This is a genomic window from Peptoniphilus obesi ph1, assembly GCF_000311865.1.
Classification (GTDB): Bacteria; Bacillota; Clostridia; order Tissierellales; family Peptoniphilaceae; genus Peptoniphilus_E; species Peptoniphilus_E obesi.
Genome location: NZ_HE978580.1, coordinates 258,588 through 280,419, shown reverse-complemented (window position 1 = coordinate 280,419; position 21,832 = coordinate 258,588). Strand labels below are relative to the sequence as shown.

Annotated in this window: 25 protein-coding genes; 21 read left to right on the top strand and 4 right to left on the bottom strand. The window is 31.0% G+C overall.

The annotated features are described in order from the left end of the window. Positions 1-127 precede the first annotated feature (127 nt). The 3 genes from HGPB_RS01270 to HGPB_RS01260 form a co-directional block, all read right to left on the bottom strand. Positions 128-1,192 (bottom strand): 2-hydroxyacyl-CoA dehydratase, encoded by a 1,065-nt coding sequence (locus HGPB_RS01270; protein WP_019131862.1) that lies wholly within the window; start codon positions 1,190-1,192, stop codon positions 128-130. Next, a complete protein-coding gene (locus HGPB_RS01265) occupies positions 1,185-2,108 on the bottom strand; it encodes an acyl-CoA dehydratase activase-related protein (protein ID WP_019131861.1) in 924 nt (307 codons plus the stop codon). The genes HGPB_RS01270 and HGPB_RS01265 overlap by 8 nt, the downstream gene beginning before the upstream one ends. Before the next feature lie 146 nt (positions 2,109-2,254). Next, positions 2,255-2,677: a hypothetical protein gene (locus tag HGPB_RS01260; protein ID WP_019131860.1), complete on the bottom strand. Its 423-nt coding sequence runs from the start codon at positions 2,675-2,677 to the stop codon at positions 2,255-2,257. A 155-nt stretch (positions 2,678-2,832) separates the two neighbouring features. On the opposite strand from HGPB_RS01260, the gene HGPB_RS01255 reads away from it, so the two are divergent. The 10 genes from HGPB_RS01255 to HGPB_RS01210 all read left to right on the top strand — a co-directional run bounded on the left by HGPB_RS01255 (position 2,833) and on the right by HGPB_RS01210 (position 12,742). Further along, positions 2,833-3,285, top strand: a complete 453-nt coding sequence (locus tag HGPB_RS01255) for a CtsR family transcriptional regulator (RefSeq protein ID WP_019131859.1) — start codon at positions 2,833-2,835, stop codon at positions 3,283-3,285. A gap of 10 nt (positions 3,286-3,295) precedes the next feature. After that, positions 3,296-3,814 (top strand): UvrB/UvrC motif-containing protein, encoded by a 519-nt coding sequence (locus tag HGPB_RS01250; RefSeq protein WP_019131858.1) that lies wholly within the window; start codon positions 3,296-3,298, stop codon positions 3,812-3,814. Further along, positions 3,792-4,766 (top strand): hypothetical protein, encoded by a 975-nt coding sequence (locus tag HGPB_RS01245; RefSeq protein ID WP_019131857.1) that lies wholly within the window; start codon positions 3,792-3,794, stop codon positions 4,764-4,766. The genes HGPB_RS01250 and HGPB_RS01245 overlap by 23 nt, the downstream gene beginning before the upstream one ends. 2 nt (positions 4,767-4,768) lie before the next feature. After that, a complete protein-coding gene (locus HGPB_RS01240) occupies positions 4,769-7,219 on the top strand; it encodes an ATP-dependent Clp protease ATP-binding subunit (protein WP_019131856.1) in 2,451 nt (816 codons plus the stop codon). Continuing rightward, positions 7,191-8,555, top strand: coding sequence for a DNA repair protein RadA (gene radA / locus HGPB_RS01235; RefSeq protein ID WP_019131855.1), 1,365 nt, complete (start codon positions 7,191-7,193; stop codon positions 8,553-8,555). The genes HGPB_RS01240 and radA overlap by 29 nt, the downstream gene beginning before the upstream one ends. Before the next feature lie 18 nt (positions 8,556-8,573). Continuing rightward, positions 8,574-9,077 carry an acyl-CoA thioesterase gene (locus tag HGPB_RS01230; RefSeq protein ID WP_019131854.1) on the top strand — a complete coding sequence of 168 codons (504 nt, stop codon included), beginning with the start codon at positions 8,574-8,576 and terminating at the stop codon, positions 9,075-9,077. Positions 9,078-9,189: 112 nt separating this feature from the next. Further along, a complete protein-coding gene (locus HGPB_RS01225; RefSeq protein WP_019131853.1) occupies positions 9,190-10,326 on the top strand; it encodes an ArgE/DapE family deacylase in 1,137 nt (378 codons plus the stop codon). Positions 10,327-10,440: 114 nt separating this feature from the next. After that, positions 10,441-10,725 (top strand): DUF503 domain-containing protein, encoded by a 285-nt coding sequence (locus HGPB_RS01220; protein ID WP_019131852.1) that lies wholly within the window; start codon positions 10,441-10,443, stop codon positions 10,723-10,725. Continuing rightward, complete coding sequence (nth, locus tag HGPB_RS01215) at positions 10,726-11,373, top strand: endonuclease III (protein WP_019131851.1); 648 nt, start codon at positions 10,726-10,728, stop codon at positions 11,371-11,373. It begins immediately after the preceding gene. Beyond that, complete coding sequence (locus HGPB_RS01210) at positions 11,366-12,742, top strand: VanW family protein (RefSeq protein ID WP_019131850.1); 1,377 nt, start codon at positions 11,366-11,368, stop codon at positions 12,740-12,742. The genes nth and HGPB_RS01210 overlap by 8 nt, the downstream gene beginning before the upstream one ends. 57 nt (positions 12,743-12,799) lie before the next feature. Here the strand turns inward: HGPB_RS01210 and HGPB_RS01205 are convergent, their stop codons facing one another. Then, on the bottom strand, positions 12,800-14,311 hold the full coding sequence (locus HGPB_RS01205) for a bifunctional metallophosphatase/5'-nucleotidase (RefSeq protein WP_019131849.1): 1,512 nt from the start codon (positions 14,309-14,311) through the stop codon (positions 12,800-12,802). Positions 14,312-14,455: 144 nt separating this feature from the next. Here HGPB_RS01205 and HGPB_RS01200 point away from each other — a divergent pair, with 144 nt between their 5' ends. The 11 genes from HGPB_RS01200 to HGPB_RS01160 all read left to right on the top strand — a co-directional run bounded on the left by HGPB_RS01200 (position 14,456) and on the right by HGPB_RS01160 (position 21,824). After that, positions 14,456-14,998 (top strand): hypothetical protein, encoded by a 543-nt coding sequence (locus tag HGPB_RS01200; protein ID WP_019131848.1) that lies wholly within the window; start codon positions 14,456-14,458, stop codon positions 14,996-14,998. Continuing rightward, positions 14,979-15,791 carry a CvfB family protein gene (locus HGPB_RS01195; RefSeq protein WP_019131847.1) on the top strand — a complete coding sequence of 271 codons (813 nt, stop codon included), beginning with the start codon at positions 14,979-14,981 and terminating at the stop codon, positions 15,789-15,791. The genes HGPB_RS01200 and HGPB_RS01195 overlap by 20 nt, the downstream gene beginning before the upstream one ends. After that, positions 15,791-17,068: a 23S rRNA (uracil(1939)-C(5))-methyltransferase RlmD gene (gene rlmD / locus HGPB_RS01190; protein ID WP_019131846.1), complete on the top strand. Its 1,278-nt coding sequence runs from the start codon at positions 15,791-15,793 to the stop codon at positions 17,066-17,068. The genes HGPB_RS01195 and rlmD overlap by 1 nt, the downstream gene beginning before the upstream one ends. A gap of 250 nt (positions 17,069-17,318) precedes the next feature. Next, positions 17,319-17,690, top strand: coding sequence for a helix-turn-helix domain-containing protein (locus HGPB_RS01185; protein WP_002834913.1), 372 nt, complete (start codon positions 17,319-17,321; stop codon positions 17,688-17,690). Between the two features lie 212 nt (positions 17,691-17,902). Next, positions 17,903-18,478: an ImmA/IrrE family metallo-endopeptidase gene (locus tag HGPB_RS01180; RefSeq protein ID WP_245543845.1), complete on the top strand. Its 576-nt coding sequence runs from the start codon at positions 17,903-17,905 to the stop codon at positions 18,476-18,478. Between the two features lie 72 nt (positions 18,479-18,550). After that, positions 18,551-18,715 carry a hypothetical protein gene (locus HGPB_RS08830; RefSeq protein ID WP_019131844.1) on the top strand — a complete coding sequence of 55 codons (165 nt, stop codon included), beginning with the start codon at positions 18,551-18,553 and terminating at the stop codon, positions 18,713-18,715. A gap of 334 nt (positions 18,716-19,049) precedes the next feature. Beyond that, positions 19,050-19,568 carry a sigma-70 family RNA polymerase sigma factor gene (locus tag HGPB_RS01175; protein ID WP_002834908.1) on the top strand — a complete coding sequence of 173 codons (519 nt, stop codon included), beginning with the start codon at positions 19,050-19,052 and terminating at the stop codon, positions 19,566-19,568. 194 nt (positions 19,569-19,762) lie between these two features. Continuing rightward, positions 19,763-19,927: a hypothetical protein gene (locus HGPB_RS08745; protein WP_019131843.1), complete on the top strand. Its 165-nt coding sequence runs from the start codon at positions 19,763-19,765 to the stop codon at positions 19,925-19,927. Next, positions 19,869-20,165: a hypothetical protein gene (locus tag HGPB_RS01170; RefSeq protein WP_036737990.1), complete on the top strand. Its 297-nt coding sequence runs from the start codon at positions 19,869-19,871 to the stop codon at positions 20,163-20,165. Before HGPB_RS08745 ends, HGPB_RS01170 begins: the two co-directional genes overlap by 59 nt. Beyond that, the gene (locus HGPB_RS01165) at positions 20,165-21,289 is read left to right on the top strand and encodes a DUF2800 domain-containing protein (protein WP_019131841.1); all 1,125 of its coding nucleotides are present in this window, start codon (positions 20,165-20,167) and stop codon (positions 21,287-21,289) included. Before HGPB_RS01170 ends, HGPB_RS01165 begins: the two co-directional genes overlap by 1 nt. Beyond that, positions 21,279-21,824 carry a DUF2815 family protein gene (locus HGPB_RS01160; protein ID WP_019131840.1) on the top strand — a complete coding sequence of 182 codons (546 nt, stop codon included), beginning with the start codon at positions 21,279-21,281 and terminating at the stop codon, positions 21,822-21,824. Before HGPB_RS01165 ends, HGPB_RS01160 begins: the two co-directional genes overlap by 11 nt. Positions 21,825-21,832: the final 8 nt, after the last annotated feature.

Here is a 21,832-nt window from a genome sequence, read left to right as displayed (position 1 = left end):
TGTTTTATCTTAATTTCACTTCTACTTCTGTCATAAGTTAAATGCAAGATTAGATTTAAAAATTTTTGATATGCTGTTAATAATATTCCTGCATTTATTTTTTGAGTATAATGTTTTATATACTTATTTATATAATTCTCTTTTTTCTCATCATAATCATATCATAAAAGGCTTCAAGCCTAGTTTCAAGACCAAGATCGCTAGTTTGCGAATCAAATGATATATATAAGATTGGAATTTTGTAATCCTTGCTGATATTTTGTAGTACGGTCATAGTATCAATTTCAGGCATGCATCCGGCAGACTTTATATGAATAATTCCGTCAAAGTCTTTTTTAGCGCACTTTAAAGCTGTTCCTATTGTGTACATACTTGTCGCACCCATATCATAGCTGGCATAGTTTTTTATATGTGTTTTAATTTCCTTTTCCGGCCTATGCAAAAGTGAATTTGTAAAATTCATCCACCTAACTACTTCTATTCCTCTTTTTGCCAACCATTTTTCTAATAGATGATTTGAATATGGTTGCATTATTGTGTAATATTCTCCAATAACTGCAACTTTTAGAGGTTTTTTTGGTTTATCGATTTCAACCTCATCTAAAAGTTTCATGTATTTCTTTTGATGAGCATCTAATTCTTTTACACTTGTTATTTGCCTCATTTCTTCTAGATATTTATCATATATTTCTAAAAATGAGCCTTCTTCAACTTCAAAACCTGAGTTTTTTCTTAAAAAATCATCCACTAGATCTAAATATTCTATCATTTTTATTGCAGTGGGCAAAACCTCTCCAATTTTTACAAGAGACATGTCTCGATTTAATGCCTTAAATTTTTCATACCACGAAGAAGGCCTTTTTAATCTTGATTGTGCGAAGTTGACAAACTTAATATCATATCCTAAATCTTTTATTATTTGTTCATGCAACTCGGCATAATATCCGAGTCTGCACAGACCACCAACTCCAACTAAAATATTGGCTCCTTTTTCTATTGATTCTATATAATTTCCAAGCATAAATTTAAAAGGAGCACATACAGAATCAGGACTATACTTTGTTCCAATTTCAAGAGTTTTATCAGTCATCTTTGGCGGATTTATGTATTCTAATCCCATTCCATAATTAAAAATAAGTTCAAATGCAATATTATAATTTCCTATTTGAGGAAATGTAACTTTATCAGCCAAATAGTCCACCTTCTTTTTTAAATAAAATTATATCTAAAAAGCTTTCAAGTCTTGTTTCTATACCGCCAACTCCTTCTTGTCCATCTATTACCAAATTTAAAATTGGAATATCTTTAAATTTTCTTAAAATCATTTCATTAGCCATAGAGTCCGGACCACAATTAAAAGAGCTTATTAAAATTATGCCATCAATTTTTGATTTGTATTTTAATATAGATCCTAAAAGTTCTCTATTAAGTGTCCAAGGCATTGTGTCTGTTAGTTCTTTTGCATAAAAATCTGCTTTTTTACTATCCATGTCAGTTGCCAATATAATTTCTACACCCATTTTTTTAAGATAATTCATTATGATTGAGCCTGAAAAACTATCCAAGGTATTATACTTGTGGCCTACAAGAAGAATTTTTATATTGTCAGAATTTAATTTTTCTTCCATTTTAGCTTCTTTTTCAGAAACTATATAGTCATTTAAAATTCTCGCCTTTCTATAGGCAAGGATTGATTGTCCTCTTCTTTTCCCAAGAAATTTACCCATTTTAACAAAACTTTTAATTTGTTTTTCGCCTTCGCTATAGTCGATATTAAAAGGCAAAATTTTAATATTATCATCTCTAAAGGTGTTGTATACAAGGTCTATTGTTGATTGGTATCTTGTGCACATTCTGTCGTAAAATCCAAAGGTACCGATACGTGGAATTAAGATATAATCACATTTTCCAATTAAATATTCAACATGACCCAAGAACACTTTTAATGGCAAGCAACTTTCATGTATTGCTTTGTTTACTCCGGCTTGATAAATATCTTTATCAGTATCCGGGCTTATTATATATTCAATATCTAATTCTTTGAAGAATTCTTTCCACATAAATTCAAATTCATAGTAAAGAAGTCCTCTAGGTATTCCTATTTTCATATTTGCTCCCATCTAATAATTATAAATAGATACAGTATTTATGTTAATGTATTATATCAAAGTTTAAGATTAAGATAAAAATTTTGATTAAATTAATCTTCTTATATGTATATATACTACTAAAATATATTAATATTAAAAATTTATTAGTTATTAATTATTTCATAAATTTTTTCAACCAGGTCAATGTCAGATGTAAGATTTTTGTATGTACCACCATAGTAGAAAGTATAATAATATTTATCCTTATAAAAATTATCTTTTATTAAAAGAAGCTCACAATCATCAAAATAAATTCTTAATGAATCCTTGCCTGGAGCAGAATCAAGTCCATCATTACTCTCGGAAGGATTTAAATTATTTTCTAAAAGTTTTGTAATTTGATTAATCTTTTCTGAACTATCAATTTTTATTTTTTCAGTTTTTTCTAAATCATCATCTACATATCTTAAAACTTCCATTTCCTTAAACTTTAAAGATATATTGTCTAAATTCAATTTATATTCAGACTTGCAAGAAATTAAAAATAGACTTAATATCAAAGACAATAAAATATTTCTCTTTTTCATAAAAGAATTCCCCCTTTAAAAGTATATTATTTTTAAAGCTAGGCAATGTCAAGACTGGACCTAATAAGTTTTACAAATTATAAATTTTCTGTTATTATGAAAATAGATTAATATTTTTTTAACTCAAAAGACAAAGATGGTCAAAAGGTGATAATATGGCAAAATTGTCAAATTCAATAGAAGAATTTTTAAATTCATTATTAGAAGATGCAAATGGCATCTTAGAAATACAAAGATCTGAAATTTCAGATAGGTTCAACTGTGCACCATCTCAAATAAATTATGTTTTAACAACAAGATTTACACCATACAAGGGTTACTATGTAGAATCCAGAAGAGGTGGCGGCGGTTATATAAGAATCGTCAGGGTTGAAATAAAAAATAAAAATAGGATGGAAAAAATTTTCAATGATGAAATTGGTGACTCAATCACAAAAAACAAGTCAGACCAAATTATTGAAGAATTAAAAAATCTAGAATATATTTCAGCTAGAGAAAGTGAACTTCTAAAAGTTTTATTAAGCGATCGTTCGCTTGCCAAGGCTGAAAATAAAAACGAACTAAGAGCAGATATATTAAAAAATATCATGCTAGTTATTTTGCAATAGGGGGATTAATATGTTGTGCGATAATTGTAAAAAAAATAACGCTATGATTTCTTACACTAAGATGACCGGCAATAACATAGAAGAAATTCATCTATGTGCAGAATGTGCAGAAAAGAAGATGAAAGAAGACTTAGTATTTAACAATGCAGTTACAGATAGAGTAGAAGGTTTTTTAAAAGAATTGTTTAAACTAACTGGCAAAAACTCCAATGTTTCTACGGATAAAGTTTGCCCAAATTGTGGGACAAGTTTTAATGAACTTGAAAAAAATAAACTTGGTTGTGAAGCCTGCTATGAAAACTTTAAAGATGAAATTGCAAGCGTATTAACCAATTTAAAATTTAGTTCTAAACACAGGGGCAAAATACCAAAATCAGCCGGCAAAAAACCTATATTTATTAGGGAAGAACAAGATTTATTAGATAAGATTGATAAGGCAATAGAGCTTGAAAATTATGAAGACGCAGCAGTTTATAGAGATGAATTAAAGGAGTTAAGAGAAAAAAATGAAAATCATATTGTACAATGATTTATGTCTAAATAGAAATATCTCTGATTTTAATTTTCCATCTAAGTTGGACCAAGCTGGTGCTGAAAGAATTATTGGCATCTTGCAAGCTCTTTTAGAAGTAAAAAATTTCAAATTTTATAGGACAAAAGATTTGTCTTCGCTAGAAAAATTAAATTTTTATGAAAATAATTTTTTAACAGCGACTTCTTTAAAAAACTCAGACATATCTGGAGTTTTTATAAATGAAAATAATCTAGCAGTTAGAGTCAATGCTAAAAACCATATAGAAATTTATAAAAAAGATTTAAATTTAGGACTTATGGACCTATACAAGGAAGTTGATGAGCTTGATGATTATATAGATTCAAAAGTTCAATATGCTTTTAGGGAAGACTTTGGATATCTAACATCCGATATAAACTATTGTGGCAATGGTCTTCTTGCTAATGTATATTTGCATCTACCAGCTACTGATTACTTTGATGATGAATCAGTAATTAGGACCTTGGAAAGACCCGGATACAGCATGACAAAGAAAAATAATGCAAGAAGAAAATCAGCTGCAATTTATTGCCTATCCTTAGATAGGACAATAGGTATTGACGAAAAAACTTACTTGGATAAAATATTAAATATTAGCAAAGAGATTGAAGATATTGAGAAACAAAAAAGACAAAGCCTTTACCTAGACAAGATTATAGATCTTGAAGATTTGGTTAATAGGGCTTATGGCATTCTTAGGAATTGCAGAATGATAGATGAGGAAGAAATGATAGATAAGATGAGTGATTTATTTTTGGGAATAGAACTTAGCATTCTAAAGACAAAAAAAGAAATAGATCTTGCTCAGACTATAGATAAATTTAGAAATGGTCATCTTCAAGTTGAAAGAGGCGCCTTACTAGATGAAAAATCTCGTAATATATTAAGGGCCAACAACATAAGAAAGATGATGAAGGAGGTCTTTTAAACATGAATGTTTATGAAAGATTTACAAATAAAGCACAGAAGTCTTTACTTTTAGCTCAAAATGAAGCCAGAGATTCAAGAGTTAATTATGTAGGATCTGAGCATTTACTACTTGGAATTATGAAAGAAGGAAGTGGAACAGGGGCCAAGGTATTAAAAAATCTTGGAGTAGATTATGACAGCCTAAAAATGGCAACATTTGAAATCATTTCAAGAGGAAACACTGTTACCAATTCCAATTTAATATATACACCTAGGACAAACAGAATTTTTGAACTAGCTATGCAAGCAGCAAAAGAAGACGGTGTAGATTATATAGGAACAGAACACATACTACTTGGAATTTTAAGAGAAGGACAAGGAATAGCCCTTCTAGTTTTAAAAAGACTTGGCATTGATGCAGCTTCTTTAGAAGAAGAAATTATGAATACAGAAATAGAAGAAGAGGACCAAGATGGTTCAGATAAAAAAGAAACATCATTAGATAAATTTACAACAAATTTAAATCAAAAAGCCAAGGATGGAAAGATTGATCCAATAATTGGAAGAGACCAAGAAATTGAAAGAATGATACAAGTTCTTTCAAGAAGAAGAAAAAATAATCCTGTCCTTATAGGAGAGCCAGGCGTTGGAAAAACTGCCATAGCTGAGGGTCTTGCTATGAGAATAGTGGAAAATAATGTACCTGAAATTATGCTAGATAAAACTATCAGAACACTGGATGTTTCTGGTCTAATAGCTGGTGCAAAATACAGGGGAGATTTTGAAGAAAGACTAAAAGAAGTTGTAAAAGAAACTATAGATGAAAAAAATACAATTTTATTTATAGATGAAATGCATGTAATTATTGGAGCAGGAGCAGCAGAAGGTGCAATTGATGCATCCAATATATTAAAACCAATGCTGACAAAAGGTGAACTTCAAATAATTGGTGCAACAACAATAAATGAATACAGACAAAAAGTTGAAAAAGACCCTGCTTTTGAGAGAAGACTTATGCCGATTATGGTAGATGAACCTTCTGAAAAAGATTCAATAGATATAATCAAAGGTTTAAGAGAAAAATACCAAGAATATCACAATGTAACAATAACTAATGAGGCTATTGAAGCGGCAGTAAAACTATCTCACAGATATATAAATGATAGATTTTTACCAGACAAGGCTATTGACCTTATAGACGAAGCTTGTTCAAAGAAAAAAGTGAAAAATTTTGCTAGTCCAGAATTTAAAATAAAATATGAAGAAGATTCTAATAGACTAGAAAAAGAAAAGAAACACGCTATAAAAAATCAAGACTATGAAAGAGCAGCTTCTCTTAGAGATGAAGAAAGAAAATTAAAAGAAAAATACGAAGAAGAAAAGGAAAAATATAAATTAAAACAAAGCCAGGAAGAAATTAGCTACGATGATATTTCTCAAATAGTATCTAAGTGGTCTAAAATTCCTGTTGAAAAATTAAATCAAGAAGAAAAAGTTAAACTTGTAAAATTAGAAGAACACCTAAAAGAAAAAGTAAAAGGCCAAGACGAAGCAGTAGATGTGCTTGCAAAAGCAATAAAAAGAGCAAGGGTTGGCTTAAAAGATCCAGAAAAACCAATGGGTTCATTTATATTTGTTGGACCAACTGGTGTTGGTAAAACTTATCTTGCTAAGTGTCTAGCAGCTGAACTATTTGGAAGCGAAGACCATATGATAAGGATTGATATGTCAGAATATATGGAAAAACACACTGTTTCAAGACTAATTGGATCACCTCCAGGATATGTTGGTTATGATGAGGGTGGTCAGTTAACCGATGCAGTTAGGTCAAATCCTTATTCAGTAATTCTTTTTGACGAAATTGAAAAAGCCCATCCTGATGTATTTAATGTTCTTCTACAAATGTTAGATGATGGAAGATTGACAGATTCTAAGGGAAGAACAGTAAGCTTTAAAGACACTGTAATTATAATGACATCAAATGCTGGGGCAAGTCAGTTAAAGAATAAGTCAACAATAGGATTTTCAGTAGATGAAGAAACTGAAAAGAAAAACCAATACGAAAAAATGAAATCAATAGTTCAAAATTCTCTAAAAGAAATATTTAGACCTGAATTTTTAAATAGACTAGATGATATCATTGTATTTAAAGAATTATCAACAAAAGAAATACAATCAATTGCAGAAATTATGCTAGATAAATTAAAAGAAAGACTAAAAGATATAGGCATAAATGCAAGCTTCACAAAGAGACTTACAAAATATATAGCTCAAAAAGGATACAGCAAAGACTTTGGAGCAAGACCTCTTGAAAGAGCAATAAGAACTTCAATAGAAGATGAAATCGCCCAAAAAATGTTAGAAGGCGAAATAGAAAGAAATGAAAATATAGAAATTGATTTTTACAAAAAATTGCTTATTAAAAAATTAGATGGTGTTAAAAATGAGCAAAAAGATAAAGTACAAGTGTAATAAATGTGGCTATGTTTCCTATGGTTTTTTTGGAAAATGTCCAAAATGTGAAGCCTGGAACAGCCTAGAAGAAGTCTATGAAGATGATATAAAATCATCAAAAAGTGCGAAAAAAACTTCAAGTTCAAAGAAGTTAAGAGATGTGGAAAGCATCTCTTCTTTTCGTGTAAAGACAAGCATAAATGAGTTTAATAGGGTTATGGGTGGAGGAATTGTAAAAGATTCTGTATCTATAATAACTGCAAAACCAGGTGCAGGAAAATCAACCTTGCTTTTGCAAGTAGCAAATGACCTTGCCCTAAATGGGATGAAAGTTTTATATGCATCTGGAGAAGAATCAGAAAGCCAAATAAAAAACAGGGCACTTAGAATTGAAGACAAGATATCTGATAATTTATATGTATATTCAAGCACAGTTATGGATAATATTATAGAAGAAATTTATGATCTTGATCCAGAATTTATAATACTAGACTCAATACAAACAGTAACTCTTAGAGATATACAATCAAGAGCATCATCTCCAACTCAAGTAATGGAATGTGCTCATAAATTAGTTGAGATTGCAAAAAATCCAGAAAAACCAAGAATGGTATTTATAGTTGGACAAATGACAAAAGAAGATGAGCTGGCAGGAGTAAGAGCCTTAGAACACTTAGTTGATACAGTTTTAATTCTTGAAAATGAATCAAATGAACAATTAAGATATTTGCTTGCTAGCAAAAATAGGTATGGATCAACTGGAGAAATGGGATTTTTTGCCATGACGGATGAGGGATTAAAATCAATCGATAATCCATCAGAATATTTTATGACAAAAAGAGAAGATGGAAAAGAAGTAGCAGGCTCTGCTCTAAGCGTAATCAGGGAAGGAACAAGACCAATAATTTTAGAAATAGAAGCCCTATGCAGCCATAGTTTTTTACCATATCCATCTAGAATATCTGAAAACATGGGTAGGGAACAGTTAAATACCCTCATCTCAATTTTAGAGCAGAGAGCATATTTAAAATTAATAGACAAAAATGTTGTAGTTAAAACAACTGGTGGAATAAAATTAAAAGAAACAGCATCAAACCTTGCAGTAATAATGAGCATATATTCTGCAGCAAAAAATATAAAAATAGATAACTCAACAATTTTTATAGCTGATGTTGGATTGACAGGTGAATTAAAAAATGTTCCATCACTTGAGTCTAGGTTAAAAGAACTTGAAAGGCTTGGATTTAAAAGAGTTTTTATTGCAAAAACTAAAATCGACAAGGATAAATTTAAAAATCTAGAAATAGTTACTTGCAATACGATACTAGATGTCATTAATAAATTTGATAATTAATTATGATTGGAGAAAAAATTGGAAAAAACTACAGTAAAAACTACAGACCAAAGTAGGGCAGAATTTACAAGAACAACCCTACCAACAGATATGAATGAAGGCGGAAGCATATATGGAGCTCATCTTTTAGAATGGGCAGATAATTTATCAGCCATAGTTGCAATTAGACACAGAAGAGGCTGGGTTACAACAGCAAGCTTTGATAGTTTTAATTTTGTTGAACCAATTCATCTAGGAGATTTTGTATTGGCAGAAGCTTTTATATCTGGAGTTGGAGATCATTCAATGGAAATATTTGTAAAATTTCTAAAAGAAGATTCTAAAACAGGAGATAGATTTTTAGCTGCCTATGGATTTATAACCTATGCAGCCTTAAAAATGAAAGAAGGAGAAAAACTTGCAGGAATAAAAGCTGTTACAGAAGAAGAGCAAAAAATCATGGACGGCTACAAAGAAAGAAAAGCAAGGCTAGATAAAGTTAGAAAAGAAAATCAAGAAATGATAAAAAATCTTAAGATATAAATCCAGGCAACTGGATTTTATTTTTTTGTAAAAATTTAGTTAGAAGTATAGAAAAAAGGATATCTTTTATAAAAGAGTAACTTACATAGGAAATATAAAAGGAGGAACTTTTATGAATAAAGAAAAAAAGATAGAAATACTTAGAGATATATTAAAAATTAGAACTATCAACTCAAACGAAGAAGAAGTTGCTATTTATTTAAAAGAATTACTAAAAGAATATGGCATAGAATCAGAAATAGTAAATTATAGTCCTTCAAGATCAAGTTTAGTTGCAGATTTGAAAAAAGGTCAAGGCAGAACACTTGGAATCAGCGGTCATATGGATGTAGTCGATATAGAAGATGAAAATAAATGGACCTATCCTCCTTTTGCTGCAGAAATCGTAGATGGAAAAATTTATGCAAGAGGCGCAGTTGATATGAAGGCAGGACTAGCAGCCCTTGTGATAGCTATGATAGAAATAAAAGAAGAAGATTTAGACTTTAATGGAAAAATAAGACTACTTGCAACAGTAGGAGAAGAAATTGGCATGTATGGATCAAAAGATTTGTATGAAAAAGGATATGCAGATGAACTAGATGGAGTTTTAATTGCAGAACCAACTAGCAAAAAATCTGCAGTTTATTCACAAAAGGGTTCAATTCTTTATGAAATAATCGCACATGGTAGAGCTGCTCACTCATCAATGCCAGAAGAAGGAATAAATGCCCTAGAACTTTTAGTAGATTATATTAATCTTGCAAATAAAGAATTTGGAAAAATATTTTCCAAAGGAGAAAATAAAGTTCTTGGAAAATCACTCAATGCTCACACAGTGATAAATGGTGGAGGACAAATAAACTCCATACCAGAAAAAGTTGTCATGAAAGCAAATGCAAGAATAGTTCCAGAAGTTCCAGGAGAAGTTTTCCTAAAGACTGTAAATGATTGTATAGAAAAAATCAACAGCCAATCAGAAGGACATCTAGAATTAAATGTTATTCAAGATCTTCCAGCAGTTGAAAGCGCAAAAGATAATGATTTAATAAAGGCAATAGAAGAAGTAAACAAAGAAGTTAAAGCAATGCCAACAACTGGGGCAACAGATGCAGCAAACTTCTCAAGAGTCGGCAAAAAAATTGACCTTGCAGTTTATGGACCAGGAGAACCAAGACTTGCTCATACAATAGATGAAAACTTACCAGTTGATGAATATCTTGAATATATAGAAGCTTGCAAACAAATTATTTTAAAATATTTAAAATAAAACACATATTTAAACCTAGTTGGTAAATCATTTAGATTTGCTAGCTAGGTTTTTTTATGCAAAATTATAGCTAATAAATATGAGTTTAAAAATTGCTTATGATATAATTATTTTATGATTATAGGAAGATGTTTAATTAGACTTAGGTTATTTTCACCAAACAGTCTAAAAGAAAAAAGAAGAATTTTAAAATCTTTAATTGAAAGATTAAAAAGCAGATATAATATTTCTATTGCAGAAGTAGGAGAAAATGATAGCTGGCAAATTGCAGAAATTGGAATCGCAGTTGTAGCTAATAAAGCAGTTTTTGCAGATGAAGTCATCAATAAAATTGTACATTTTATTGATAATTTTGACTCAGTAGAAATAATTGATATAGATATAGAAATGATTGATTAAATGTTGTTAAAAAATGATGAAGTCAAAAAAGTATTAGATATATTAGAAAAAACATATCCAGATGCAAAGTGTGAATTAAATTTTAATTCAGCCTATGAATTATTAATAGCAACAATACTGTCTGCCCAATGTACAGATATAAGAGTAAACAAGGTTACAAAAGAGATGTTTAAAGAATACAACCAGCCTCAAGACTTTGTTGATCTTGGAGTAGATGGAATTATACCAAATATAAAATCTTGCGGACTTTATAGAAACAAGGCTAAAAATATTTATAAAGCATCTAAAAAAATAGTTGAGGACTATGATAGTCAAGTCCCAGATACTATTAAAGAACTTTTAAAACTACCAGGAGTTGGCAAAAAAACTGCCAATGTTGTTGCATCTACAGCCTATGGGATTCCAGCAATTGCAGTCGATACTCATGTTTTTAGATTGGCAAATAGGATTGGATTTGTAGATGAAAAAAATGTAGAGAAAACGGAAAAAGCCTTGCAAGAAAGAATTCCAAAAGATAGGTGGATAAAAACCCACCACTTATTAATATTTCATGGAAGAAGAGTTTGTAAAGCACAAAATCCAGATTGCAAAAATTGTAATATAAATAAGATATGTAGATTTAATAGGGAGAATGTGATAGATGAATAAAGTTAAAACAAGAATACTGATTTTTGTCTTGATATTTGGATTAGTGGTCGGCTCAGTATTTTTATTTTATAGTTCACAAAAACATAAAAACTTTATATACAAGGGAATAAAAATATCAGGCATAGATGTTTCCAGGCTAAATAAAAAAGATGCGGGTCAAAAAGTTTTAAATACAAAACTAGACCAGTTAAAAGATGCAAAATTTGATTTTGACATTCAAGGAGAAGAATATTCTATAAGCTATAATGATATGGGCTACCAGCTAGATATAGATAAGGCAGTCGACAAAGCTTTTAGCTATGGAAAATCTGATTCAGAAATTAAAAATTTCTTTGAAATAATAAGAGCAGCTTGCTTTGGCAAAAATATTGTACTGGATGAAGATTTCGAAGAGCATAAGTTAGATGAAGCTTTAAATAAATTAATTTTAAAAGCCTATATAGAACCAAGAGATGCAAGAGTTGAATACACAGCTAAAAATGGTTTTAAACTTTATTCCTCAGCTAACGGACAATATGTAGATTCAAAAAAACTAAAAGAATTTATAAAAAATAATATAGATAAAAAAGAATTAATAGAAGTTCCAATCATAGTATCTTATCCAAAAATCGATGATTCACAATTTGATGGAATAGATAGCTTGCTTGGAGAATTTTCAACAGACTATTCAAAATCTGTGGCAAATAGAAAAGACAATATAGCCCTAGCTTCTAGTAAATTTAATGATTTATTAATAAAACCAGGAGAGGAAATATCTTTTAACAATACTGTGGGGGATATCAGTGCTAAAAATGGGTTTAAAACAGCAGCTGTAATAGTAAATGGAGAATTTGATCAAGGACTTGGCGGTGGAGTTTGCCAAGTTTCAACAACTCTTTACAATTCTTTGATACTTGCTGATTTGGAAATTAGTGAAAGACACAATCACTCAAGACCTATCTCATATGTAGATCTTGGAACTGATGCAGCAGTTGCAGAAGGCTATAAAGATTTGAAATTTAAAAACAATACAAACCACAATATTTACCTAAAAGCAGAAGCAGATGGAACAAACTTAAAATTCCAAGTCTTTGGGAACAAATCAGATAGAGATTATGAAGTAAAAATAATTCCAAAACTTGTAAACTCTGTTGGGGCAAAAACTGTTACAAAATATTCAAATAAAATAAAAGAAGGACAAAGCAAAGTTGAAAAATCTGGTTCAAAAGGCTATGTATACACAACCTATAAGGAAATTTCTAAAAATGGAGAAGTATTAAAGACAGAACAAATTTCAACATCAAACTATATAGCTCAAGATAGGGTAGTCATTATAGGAACAGCTTCAACTAACGATAATGATAAAAAGAACGATAAAAATAATGACTAAAAATCTAGTAAGAAAAGATAAGACATAAAAATAGGATATGAGAACATATCCTATTTTTTAATACTTAATTTTAAAATTAATTTTTCCATTGTAGTGAAAAGTAGAATCATCCTTTTGCTCAAAATAAACCTCTGCAATCTCCCTTATAGTCCCATGAACAGGATAATCCTTTAAAATATTTTCAGAACTTGCAATTTGTTCAAAATGTCTATCAGAAAGTGGACCCTTTTGAGAAATCAAATAATTCATCCTGTATTCATTCATGCCAATAATAAGCTTGTCATCATCCTTAATTTCGCTGCCATCAAGCCTTTGAAGTTTAGTTATTCTTTCTTCTCTTCTATAGTCCAAAGTGTATTTTATATTACCAAAAATATCAAAAGTTTTATACTTAAACTGCTTTCTTCTAGGATTTACATACAAAGTTTCATTATAGTCATAATACTGGCTGGACCAAATCATATAATCACGCAAATCTTTTCCAGTAATTTCATAAAGACTAACCTCTCCACCAGAATAAGAATAAACCTTGGCTATATCAGACCTTCTAAAAGCTCCGTCATTTAACCAAGTATAAATAGAATCAATTTGAAAAGCAACAACATCGCAAGGGTAGTAGGTCCGCATAATAGCAGTCATCAGATGAACAAGGGGTCCATCTCCCAAGTCATAATCAAAATCTCCCTCAACATTTTCCAAAAATCCAATAACTTTATTATTATATTCAAGAATTTTTTTATTATAAGGCTCATAAATATCTATAATATTTTGGTCAGGCTTATAATTTCTAACATCAATAATTTCGGCCTTTTTAGAAATCAACTTTTTATTATCATCAAATTCTAAACTAAGCCTAGTTAAACCTCTTGAATAGGCAATAGGTTGAGTAGCTAAAACATGTTTATAATACTTTTCTTCAAAACCATCATGAGTATGACCTATAATTATGCAATCAAGATATTCTAGATTTTTTAAATCCTTTAAAATCGATTCAGCTCCAGCATGCAAAACGCCATTTTCATCTCCAATTCCAACATGGAATAGGCCAACGATTGCATCAACCTTATCATGAATTTTATCTATAATTTTATCAATAACATCAACAGGATCAGTTATCCTAAACTCGCCCAGCTCTCCTTTTTCAAAAGTATTTACAAGAGGAGTATTTATACCGATAAAGGCAATTTTAATACCAGACCTTTCAATTATCTTATAGTCCATAAATTCTCCGTTAGAATTTGCAAGCAGACTAGTACCATTAAAATTTTCGACCAGTCTGTAAATATTATCAAGACCATAGTTAAATTCATGATTTCCTAAATTCCAGATATCATATTTCATAAAATTCATCAATTCAACTGAAGGCTGTTTATCATAAAAGACAAACCTTTCTATAAAATTACCTTTGATCATGTCGCCATTGTCTATTAATATGGAGTTTTCATCTTTTAATTCCTTATAAGCAGTGCTCAGATTGGCAAGTGAGTTATTTATATGTCTATTAGTTCCATAATCATAGGGAACAATATGACCGTGCACATCTGAGCTTGCAAATATATCTATCTTCATATCGACCTCACAAAAGATAATAAACAATTAAATTTATTATACTAACATACTAACCTATATTATATACAATAAAGCGACTATTTTTAGTAAAATAATCTCAGATAAGAATTTAACTTGTGATAAACTAATATTAGTGATTAGATAATGAAAATATTTAAAAAGAAAAAACAAGAAATAAGCATATACAATAAATTAAAAAACTTTATAGACCAAGAGCAAAAGATATGTATAATATTTGAAAAAGTAGAAAGTAAAGACAGAAATATAGAAGGACTAGAAAAAGCATTTTTTGATTTTTTTAGTAAAGATAAAAAAGCACTTACAGAATTTGATGCTTACTTTAAAGACCATGAATTTGAAGAAATAAAAGATAAGTTTCAAAACTTCTTATTTTCTATAGAAAATATTGAATATCAAAGATTTCCAGGTCTATCCATACTTCTTATGAGAAATAGTTTTTGCAAAGAAACAATAAAACTTGGGATTTATCTTTGCAGATTTTATCCACTAGAAAATTACAGAACAGCAATAAAAATCCTAGCAGACCTTGCCTTATTAGAAGAATTTAGAGAACCATCCCTTGAAGCCCTAAAAAATTTGGGAATATTTGAATTAGTAAGAGACAGTATTTATAGAAAAATTGAAAATATAGAAATAGAGGAAAAATATGAAATTAGGAAAGCATAAACTTAAAGTAGAAAAAATATTGAAAAACAAAATAATATTAACAGACGGAAGAGAAGAAATACAAGCAAAAGAATACAGTAAAAACCTAAAAGAAGGCGATAAAATAGATGTATTTGTTTACGATGGGCCAGATGGAGATAGGATTGCAACAGAAAAAATGCCAATAATTGATGTAAACGGAATAGGAAACTTAAAAGTTGTAGCAAAAACAAAATTCGGTTATTTCGTTGACATAGGATTAGACAAAGATATATTCCTACCATACCAAGAAAAAAAGGGCAGGATAGAAGTTGGAGAACACTATCTAATGACCCTTTATATAGATAAATCAAACAGATTTTGCGTGAGCATGAACATCAAAGAAAGATTGAAAAAAAATGAAAAATATAAATCAAATGACTTAGTAAAAGGTGTAATCTATGACATAGACCATAGAGGAGCCATGGTTGCAGTTGATGGAATATACGACGGAATGATTCCAAAAGAAGAACTAAAAGGCATCTATAAAATCGGAGATGAAGTCAACGCAAGAGTACAAAGAGTCTTAAAAAATGATTTAATAACCCTAACAATAAGACAAAAATCCTACAAACAAATGGATAAAGATGCAGATGATATAGAAAAACTATTAAAAGAAAATAATGGAAAACTTGAAATAGGAGACAAATCAGACTCAGAAAAAATAAAAGCCATGACAGGACTTTCAAAAAGAGCCTTCAAAAGAGCATGTGGTGCTTTATACAAACAAGAAAAAGTAAAACTTTTCCCAGAAAGAATTGAGCTAAGAAAATAATGAAAGTAAAAATAATAGATTACGACTTTAAAGGCAGAGGACTTGCCAAAACGGACCAAGGCTTAGTATTTGTAGATAAGGCAGTAATAGGCGATCTTTTAGAAGTCATAGTTACAAAGAAAACAAAAAAATATGCAAATGCAAAAATTGCAAAAATCATAGACCCATCAGAAGATAGAGTAGAAGCAAAATGCCCCTACTTTAAAAAATGTGGTGGCTGCGACTTTTTAAACTATGACTATAAAAAACAAATCGAATGGAAAAAAGACAAATTAATCCAAGACCTAAAAAGAATAGCGGCAATAAGTCAAATCGATAAAAAACTAGACAAGTCAATCTACATGGACCAAGGCTATAAATATAGGAATAACATCCAGCTTAAAGTTAAAGAAAATAAAATAGGATACTTTTCAAAAGACTCCAACGAATTTGTTCCAATAAAAAGCTGTCTATTAGCAGAAGATCCAATCAACCAAGCCATAAGATCCCTAAACGAAATAAATAACTTCTATAACATAACAGACCTTGTAATAAGGTCCAACTACAAGGGCGAACTGATGGTTATCCTAATAGCAGATGGAAAAATAAAAAACACCAACACCATCCTAAACAAACTCCTAGACCTAAAACTCGTATCACTATATGAAAATATAAATACAAACAAGAGATTTAGATATGGCAAAAATTTCAGAAAAATCTATGGACAAGACAAAATAGTAGATAAAATAAATGACCTAGAATTTGAAATATCACCCCAATCCTTCTTTCAAATAAATAGACAGCAAACAGAAAAACTATATAATCTAGCAATCGATTATTTAGATCCAAAAGAAGAAGACAAAATTCTAGACCTATATTGTGGAGTAGGATCAATTTCACTATCAGTAGCAGAAAAATCAGGAGAAGTCCTTGGAGTAGAAATAGTAGAAGAAGCAATAAAAAATGCAAGAAAAAATGCGATAATCAATAAAATAGAAAATGCAAACTTTGTAGCAGAAAAATCAGAAAATATAATAGAAAAAATCAGCGAAAAATACCAAGGAATAAATAAAATAATCCTAGACCCACCAAGATCAGGCCTCCACAAAGACCTGGTAGAAGAACTATTAGAAAGTAAAAACATAGAAAAAATAGTCTATATATCATGTAACCCAGCAACCCAAGCAAGAGACTTGAAAATATTAAAAGAAAAATATGAAATTGAAAAAATATCATTAGTAGATATGTTTCCAAACACAGTACATGTGGAGACTATAGTATTGATGTCAAGAAAATAGAATAACAAGATATAAAACTGTTGAAATCAATGGCTTTTAGGATTTTTTAAGAAATCTTAAAAGCCATTTTTTTATTTTAAAAATACCTCGTGGTAACATATCAATAGTAAAAATCATAGGGGTGTATAGACAGGATAGATATTTATAGGGAGAGTGAACAGAATAGATATTTGGACTTGACAAGCGAATTAATAAGTTGTAGAATATAAACAAGTTAGCAGATTAGCTAATAATGTAATAGGAGGTAATCATGAACAATCACGAACTGACTTTTGGGGATTTTATTTCTCAGAAGAGAAAGGATTTAAGAATCACCTTAAAAGATATGGCGGACAGGCTTAATATTTCCTCACCGTATCTAAGCGATGTAGAGAAAGGAAAAAGAGACTCTTTTGACTTAGATAGGTTGAACCAAATTGCTAAAATATTAAATTTGGATGAAGAAGAATCATCCATTATGATGGATTTAGCTGGAAAGCAAAGAAATACGGTGGCACCTGATTTGCCAGAGTATATTTTAAAGACTAAAGGCTTAAGCGTAGCTTTGAGAAAGGCTAGAGACTTAGATGTTAAAGAAGAAGAGTGGATAAAATTCATTGAAGAAATTGAAAAAGAGAGGTAGGCATGTATCAATATAACTTCAACAAATCAAGTACAGGTGCTCCATTTATCACTTTAGATCAAATTGAATCACTGACCGAGAATATTCTCAATAAATATTGTCCTTCTGCAATCGAGAATTTTGAAGCAGTAGATATTGAAGGACTGGCAGAATTTGATTTAGGGTTTAGTGTTGAGTATGCCTACTTATCTCATAACGGATGCTATGCAGGAATGATGGTCTTTAATGATGACCAAGTAATAAGAACAATGAAAAGCCTAATGCCAAATGTTGAAACGGGACAATGGGAACTAGAATATCTTACAGATAGAGCCAATACTATTCTAATAGATAAACAATTAGACAATCCAAGAGATAAAGGATTTAGAAGGTTTACCCTAGCTCATGAATGTGGACATGGAGTAATCCATCCGTGTGTATTCTATAGAGATCCAAACCAAATATCTTTTTTTAATGAAGAAGAAAAGCCTGCTTCGCTAGCTTGTCGAACTGGCGATGTTAATAAGAAGAAAACTAAGCGTTGGGGATTTATGGATACAATAGAATGGCAGGCGAATACATTTGCTTCTTGTCTTTTGATGAATAAAAAAGCGATTATAAAGTATTTATACTATCTAGGTTATGATAAGCACATTAAGGATGAAACTTATCTATTTGATTTCATCATGAAAGTATCAGAGCAATTCCAAGTATCAAAAACAGCAGCATTAGTTCGATTAAAAGTATTAGGCTATGCACCTAACGACTTTGAGTTAACAAAAGAACTATATAACGAATTTAGTTTTTAAAATATAGCGTAGCTATATTTTTTTAAGAAAGAAATTAGCAAAGAAGCTAACAAGGAAAGATAAGGAGGTATTATGGAACAAATGGCATGTCCAGTCTGTAAAAAGAGATTTTTTGATGTATCAAGAATTCCTTTAGAGAAAATAAAGATAGCAGCAAAATGTCCACACTGTGGGAAAATCTCAACACTGGAAATATCAAACAAAAATAAGAAAAAACCATACCGAGCAAAGAAGTAAATGTAACTATCAAATAGCCGGATGAGTATTCAAAAGGAAACTCATCTGGCTATTTTTATATTAAGGAGGTGATCCTATAGAAATAAGAAACAAAGAAGGAAAAAGAGTCTGTGATATTAGTGAAGACAAGAAAAAGCTAACTATCAGGCGAGGTAAAAGTACAACCATAGCCTATGTAGTTAAAGGCGAAATTAAAATTTTAAATAAGTAAAAGATATCCGCAAGAACGCTAGACGGCAGTCGGAAAACCAAATCATGGTTTTCTATTGCCGTCTTTTTTTGTTTTTACGGATGGCCTTCTTGCGGATCTAGAGATTTTGCAAGGAGGCAAAAGATGGCAAAGAAAAGATATTTAGAAATAAATGGCAAAGAAATCGAAGTTAGTGAAGAAGTCTACAAAGAATATATGAAACCAATCTGGAGAGAAAAAAAGAGAATCCAAAGAGCCTACAAGAATTTAGAAGAACTACAAGATAAAGACAGAATTAAAACAGTGGCTGAGAAAAATGGAAACTACGTCCAAGCAGGAAGTTTAGAAACAGGCTTTGTCGAAACAAAAGAATATGGTCTTCCCTTATCCCTTGATGTTGCTGAAGAAGAATACGACTTTGAAGTAACTAGCGTTAAAAATACTGAGGAAATAGTAACGTACAAACTTTTAGAAGAAGCATTCTTAGAAGTCATTAGTGAATTTTCTGAAAGAGATAAAAAAGTTCTAAAACTACTTTTCCTCTACGAAATGAAAGAAAGAGAAGTCGCAGAAGTAGTAGGAATATCCCAAAAAACAGTTAATAACATCAAAAATAAGCATTTACCAAAGATTCAAGAAAAATTAAGACCCTGGAAAAAATAATTACTCAAAAACTTACTAGATGTCCTAAGGAATATGAGGGAAGAAGTCTTACTCAAATACAAACAGGATGTCCTAAGAAGTATGAGGAGATACAACTTACTCAAAATGAAGGCAAATGTCCTAAGGAGTATGAGAGGAGAAATCTTACTCAAAAATTTAATGAATGTCCCAAGGAGTATGAAAGGAGGAACAAAGTGGACTTAGTAAAAAACGAACAGATGGCAGAAAGTTTAATAGCCATCTCAATTGTTGCCAAGAAGATAGCTATGGAATTAATGCAACCAGAGAAAGGAGAAAAAAGTGCCAAGAATAAAGCTACTAATGGAAATAAAAGAAGATGCAGAGAATCTTGCATCTAGTATAGGTGTCTTTCTCACAGCACTAGAAAGTGATGAGGAACTGCCTAAAGAAGAAAAGGTAAAACAAGAAGAAAAGACCTATGAGATTGAAGATGTTAGAAAAATACTAGCCGACAAATCAAGATTAGGCCATACAGCTAAGATAAGAGAACTCTTAGAAAAGTATGGAGCTAAAAAGTTATCTGACATTGAACCAAGTAACTATAAAGACTTGATAGCAGATGTGGAGAAACTCTGATGGGCGATCACGCAATATTATCTGCATCAAGTAGTTCACGCTGGATTCACTGTCCACCAAGTGTTAGGCTCTCTCAAAAATATGAAGATGAGGTTAGTCCTTATGCGCTTGAAGGCACATCAGCTCATGCCTTAGCAGAGTATAAACTTAAAAAGTTATTAGGTTTAGATGTAAAAGATCCTACTGACGATTTGGATTTTTATGATGAGGAAATGGATGAACTAACTGAAGGATATGCCTCATATGTAACGGAAGTTATAAGTAGGTACGAAAGCCCAGCCGTCTTTGTGGAAGAAAGACTTGACCTATCAGACTATGTTAAGGAGTCCTTTGGAACTGCTGACTGTGTAGTTGTTGGAGGAAAAGAACTTCATGTAATAGATCTAAAGTATGGTCAAGGAGTTTTAGTAGACGCTAAAGAGAATTCACAACTCATGTTATACGGACTTGGTGCATTGACTCTCTTTGATGGAATTTATGATATCGAGAAAGTAGTTCTTCACATCTATCAACCAAGAAGATGCAATATCTCAACTTATGAAATTAAAAAGATAGAACTTTATAAGTGGGGAGAATCTGTACGAGAGATTGCAGAGAAAGCTTACAAAGGAGAAGGGGAATTCTCTTGTGGAGAATGGTGCATCTTCTGCAAAGCTAAGAATAAATGCAGGAAAAGGGCAGAAGAGAATCTGAAACTAGCACAAGATGAATTTACCCTACCACCAGAACTATCTGACGATGAAATTGAAAAGATTTTACCAAGACTAGACGAAATGGAACAATGGGTCAAAGATATCAAGGCCTATGCTTTAGAAAAAGCAATGAGGGGCCATAGATGGAAGGACCTAAAACTCGTTGAGGGAAGATCTAATAGAAGATACAGAGATGAAGATGAAGTAGTTAAGAAAGTAAGAGAACTGGGATTTAACCCCTTTGAAGAAAAGTTACTTGGCATCACAGCTATGACTAAGTTACTAGGTAAGAAGGTCTTTGATGAAAATATCAGCGACTTATTAGAAAAACCAAAAGGCAAACTTACCTTAGTGAACATTAATGATAAAAGAGAAGAAGTTGTAATTGACAATGTTAAAGAAGAATTTGGAGGATTTAATAATGCAAAATAGAACAAAAGTAGTTACTGGAGAAGTTAGATTATCATATTTTAATGGTTGGGAACCAAAGTCAATCAATGGTGGTAAAGAAAGGTATTCAGTATCTGTCATTATCCCAAAGAGCGACCAAAAGACAATTGAGAAGATTGAAAAGGCAGTAGATGCTGCTATTGATGAAGGTCTTTCTAAATTCAATGGGAAAAAACCTAATAAGAAAGCTATCAAACTTCCATTAAGAGATGGTGACACAGAAAAAGATGATGAGGCATATGCAGATGCATACTTCTTAAATGCCAACTCTATGACAGCACCTCAAATTGTAGATAGAAACGTAGAACCTATTCTTGATAGAAGTGAAGTCTACTCAGGAGTTTATGCGAGGGTATCCCTTAACTTCTATGCCTACAATGTAAATGGCAATAAGGGCGTAGCGGTTGGCCTCGGAAATATTCAAAAGCTAAGAGATGGACAACCTCTAGGAAATAGATCTAATGCAGCAGATGACTTTGATGCCATGGACGATGATGACGAAGATTTCTTAGCATAGGAGGCAGA

Bases quoted from the DNA above. Each gene is read 5' to 3' on its own strand.
- radA (WP_019131855.1), top strand. From the start codon at position 7,191: ATGAGCAAAAAGATAAAGTACAAGTGTAATAAATGTGGCTATGTTTCC.
- HGPB_RS01250 (WP_019131858.1), top strand. From the start codon at position 3,296: ATGTTGTGCGATAATTGTAAAAAAAATAACGCTATGATTTCTTACACT.
- HGPB_RS01195 (WP_019131847.1), top strand. From the start codon at position 14,979: ATGAAATTAGGAAAGCATAAACTTAAAGTAGAAAAAATATTGAAAAAC.
- HGPB_RS01205 (WP_019131849.1), bottom strand. From the start codon at position 14,311: ATGAAGATAGATATATTTGCAAGCTCAGATGTGCACGGTCATATTGTT.
- HGPB_RS01185 (WP_002834913.1), top strand. From the start codon at position 17,319: ATGAACAATCACGAACTGACTTTTGGGGATTTTATTTCTCAGAAGAGA.
- HGPB_RS01265 (WP_019131861.1), bottom strand. From the start codon at position 2,108: ATGAAAATAGGAATACCTAGAGGACTTCTTTACTATGAATTTGAATTT.
- HGPB_RS01255 (WP_019131859.1), top strand. From the start codon at position 2,833: ATGGCAAAATTGTCAAATTCAATAGAAGAATTTTTAAATTCATTATTA.
- HGPB_RS01165 (WP_019131841.1), top strand. From the start codon at position 20,165: ATGGGCGATCACGCAATATTATCTGCATCAAGTAGTTCACGCTGGATT.
- rlmD (WP_019131846.1), top strand. From the start codon at position 15,791: ATGAAAGTAAAAATAATAGATTACGACTTTAAAGGCAGAGGACTTGCC.
- nth (WP_019131851.1), top strand. From the start codon at position 10,726: ATGTTGTTAAAAAATGATGAAGTCAAAAAAGTATTAGATATATTAGAA.
- HGPB_RS01200 (WP_019131848.1), top strand. From the start codon at position 14,456: ATGAAAATATTTAAAAAGAAAAAACAAGAAATAAGCATATACAATAAA.
- HGPB_RS01225 (WP_019131853.1), top strand. From the start codon at position 9,190: ATGAATAAAGAAAAAAAGATAGAAATACTTAGAGATATATTAAAAATT.
- HGPB_RS01180 (WP_245543845.1), top strand. From the start codon at position 17,903: ATGATGGTCTTTAATGATGACCAAGTAATAAGAACAATGAAAAGCCTA.
- HGPB_RS01245 (WP_019131857.1), top strand. From the start codon at position 3,792: ATGAAAATCATATTGTACAATGATTTATGTCTAAATAGAAATATCTCT.
- HGPB_RS01240 (WP_019131856.1), top strand. From the start codon at position 4,769: ATGAATGTTTATGAAAGATTTACAAATAAAGCACAGAAGTCTTTACTT.
- HGPB_RS01260 (WP_019131860.1), bottom strand. From the start codon at position 2,677: ATGAAAAAGAGAAATATTTTATTGTCTTTGATATTAAGTCTATTTTTA.
- HGPB_RS01220 (WP_019131852.1), top strand. From the start codon at position 10,441: ATGATTATAGGAAGATGTTTAATTAGACTTAGGTTATTTTCACCAAAC.
- HGPB_RS08830 (WP_019131844.1), top strand. From the start codon at position 18,551: ATGGAACAAATGGCATGTCCAGTCTGTAAAAAGAGATTTTTTGATGTA.
- HGPB_RS01160 (WP_019131840.1), top strand. From the start codon at position 21,279: ATGCAAAATAGAACAAAAGTAGTTACTGGAGAAGTTAGATTATCATAT.
- HGPB_RS01210 (WP_019131850.1), top strand. From the start codon at position 11,366: ATGAATAAAGTTAAAACAAGAATACTGATTTTTGTCTTGATATTTGGA.
- HGPB_RS01175 (WP_002834908.1), top strand. From the start codon at position 19,050: ATGGCAAAGAAAAGATATTTAGAAATAAATGGCAAAGAAATCGAAGTT.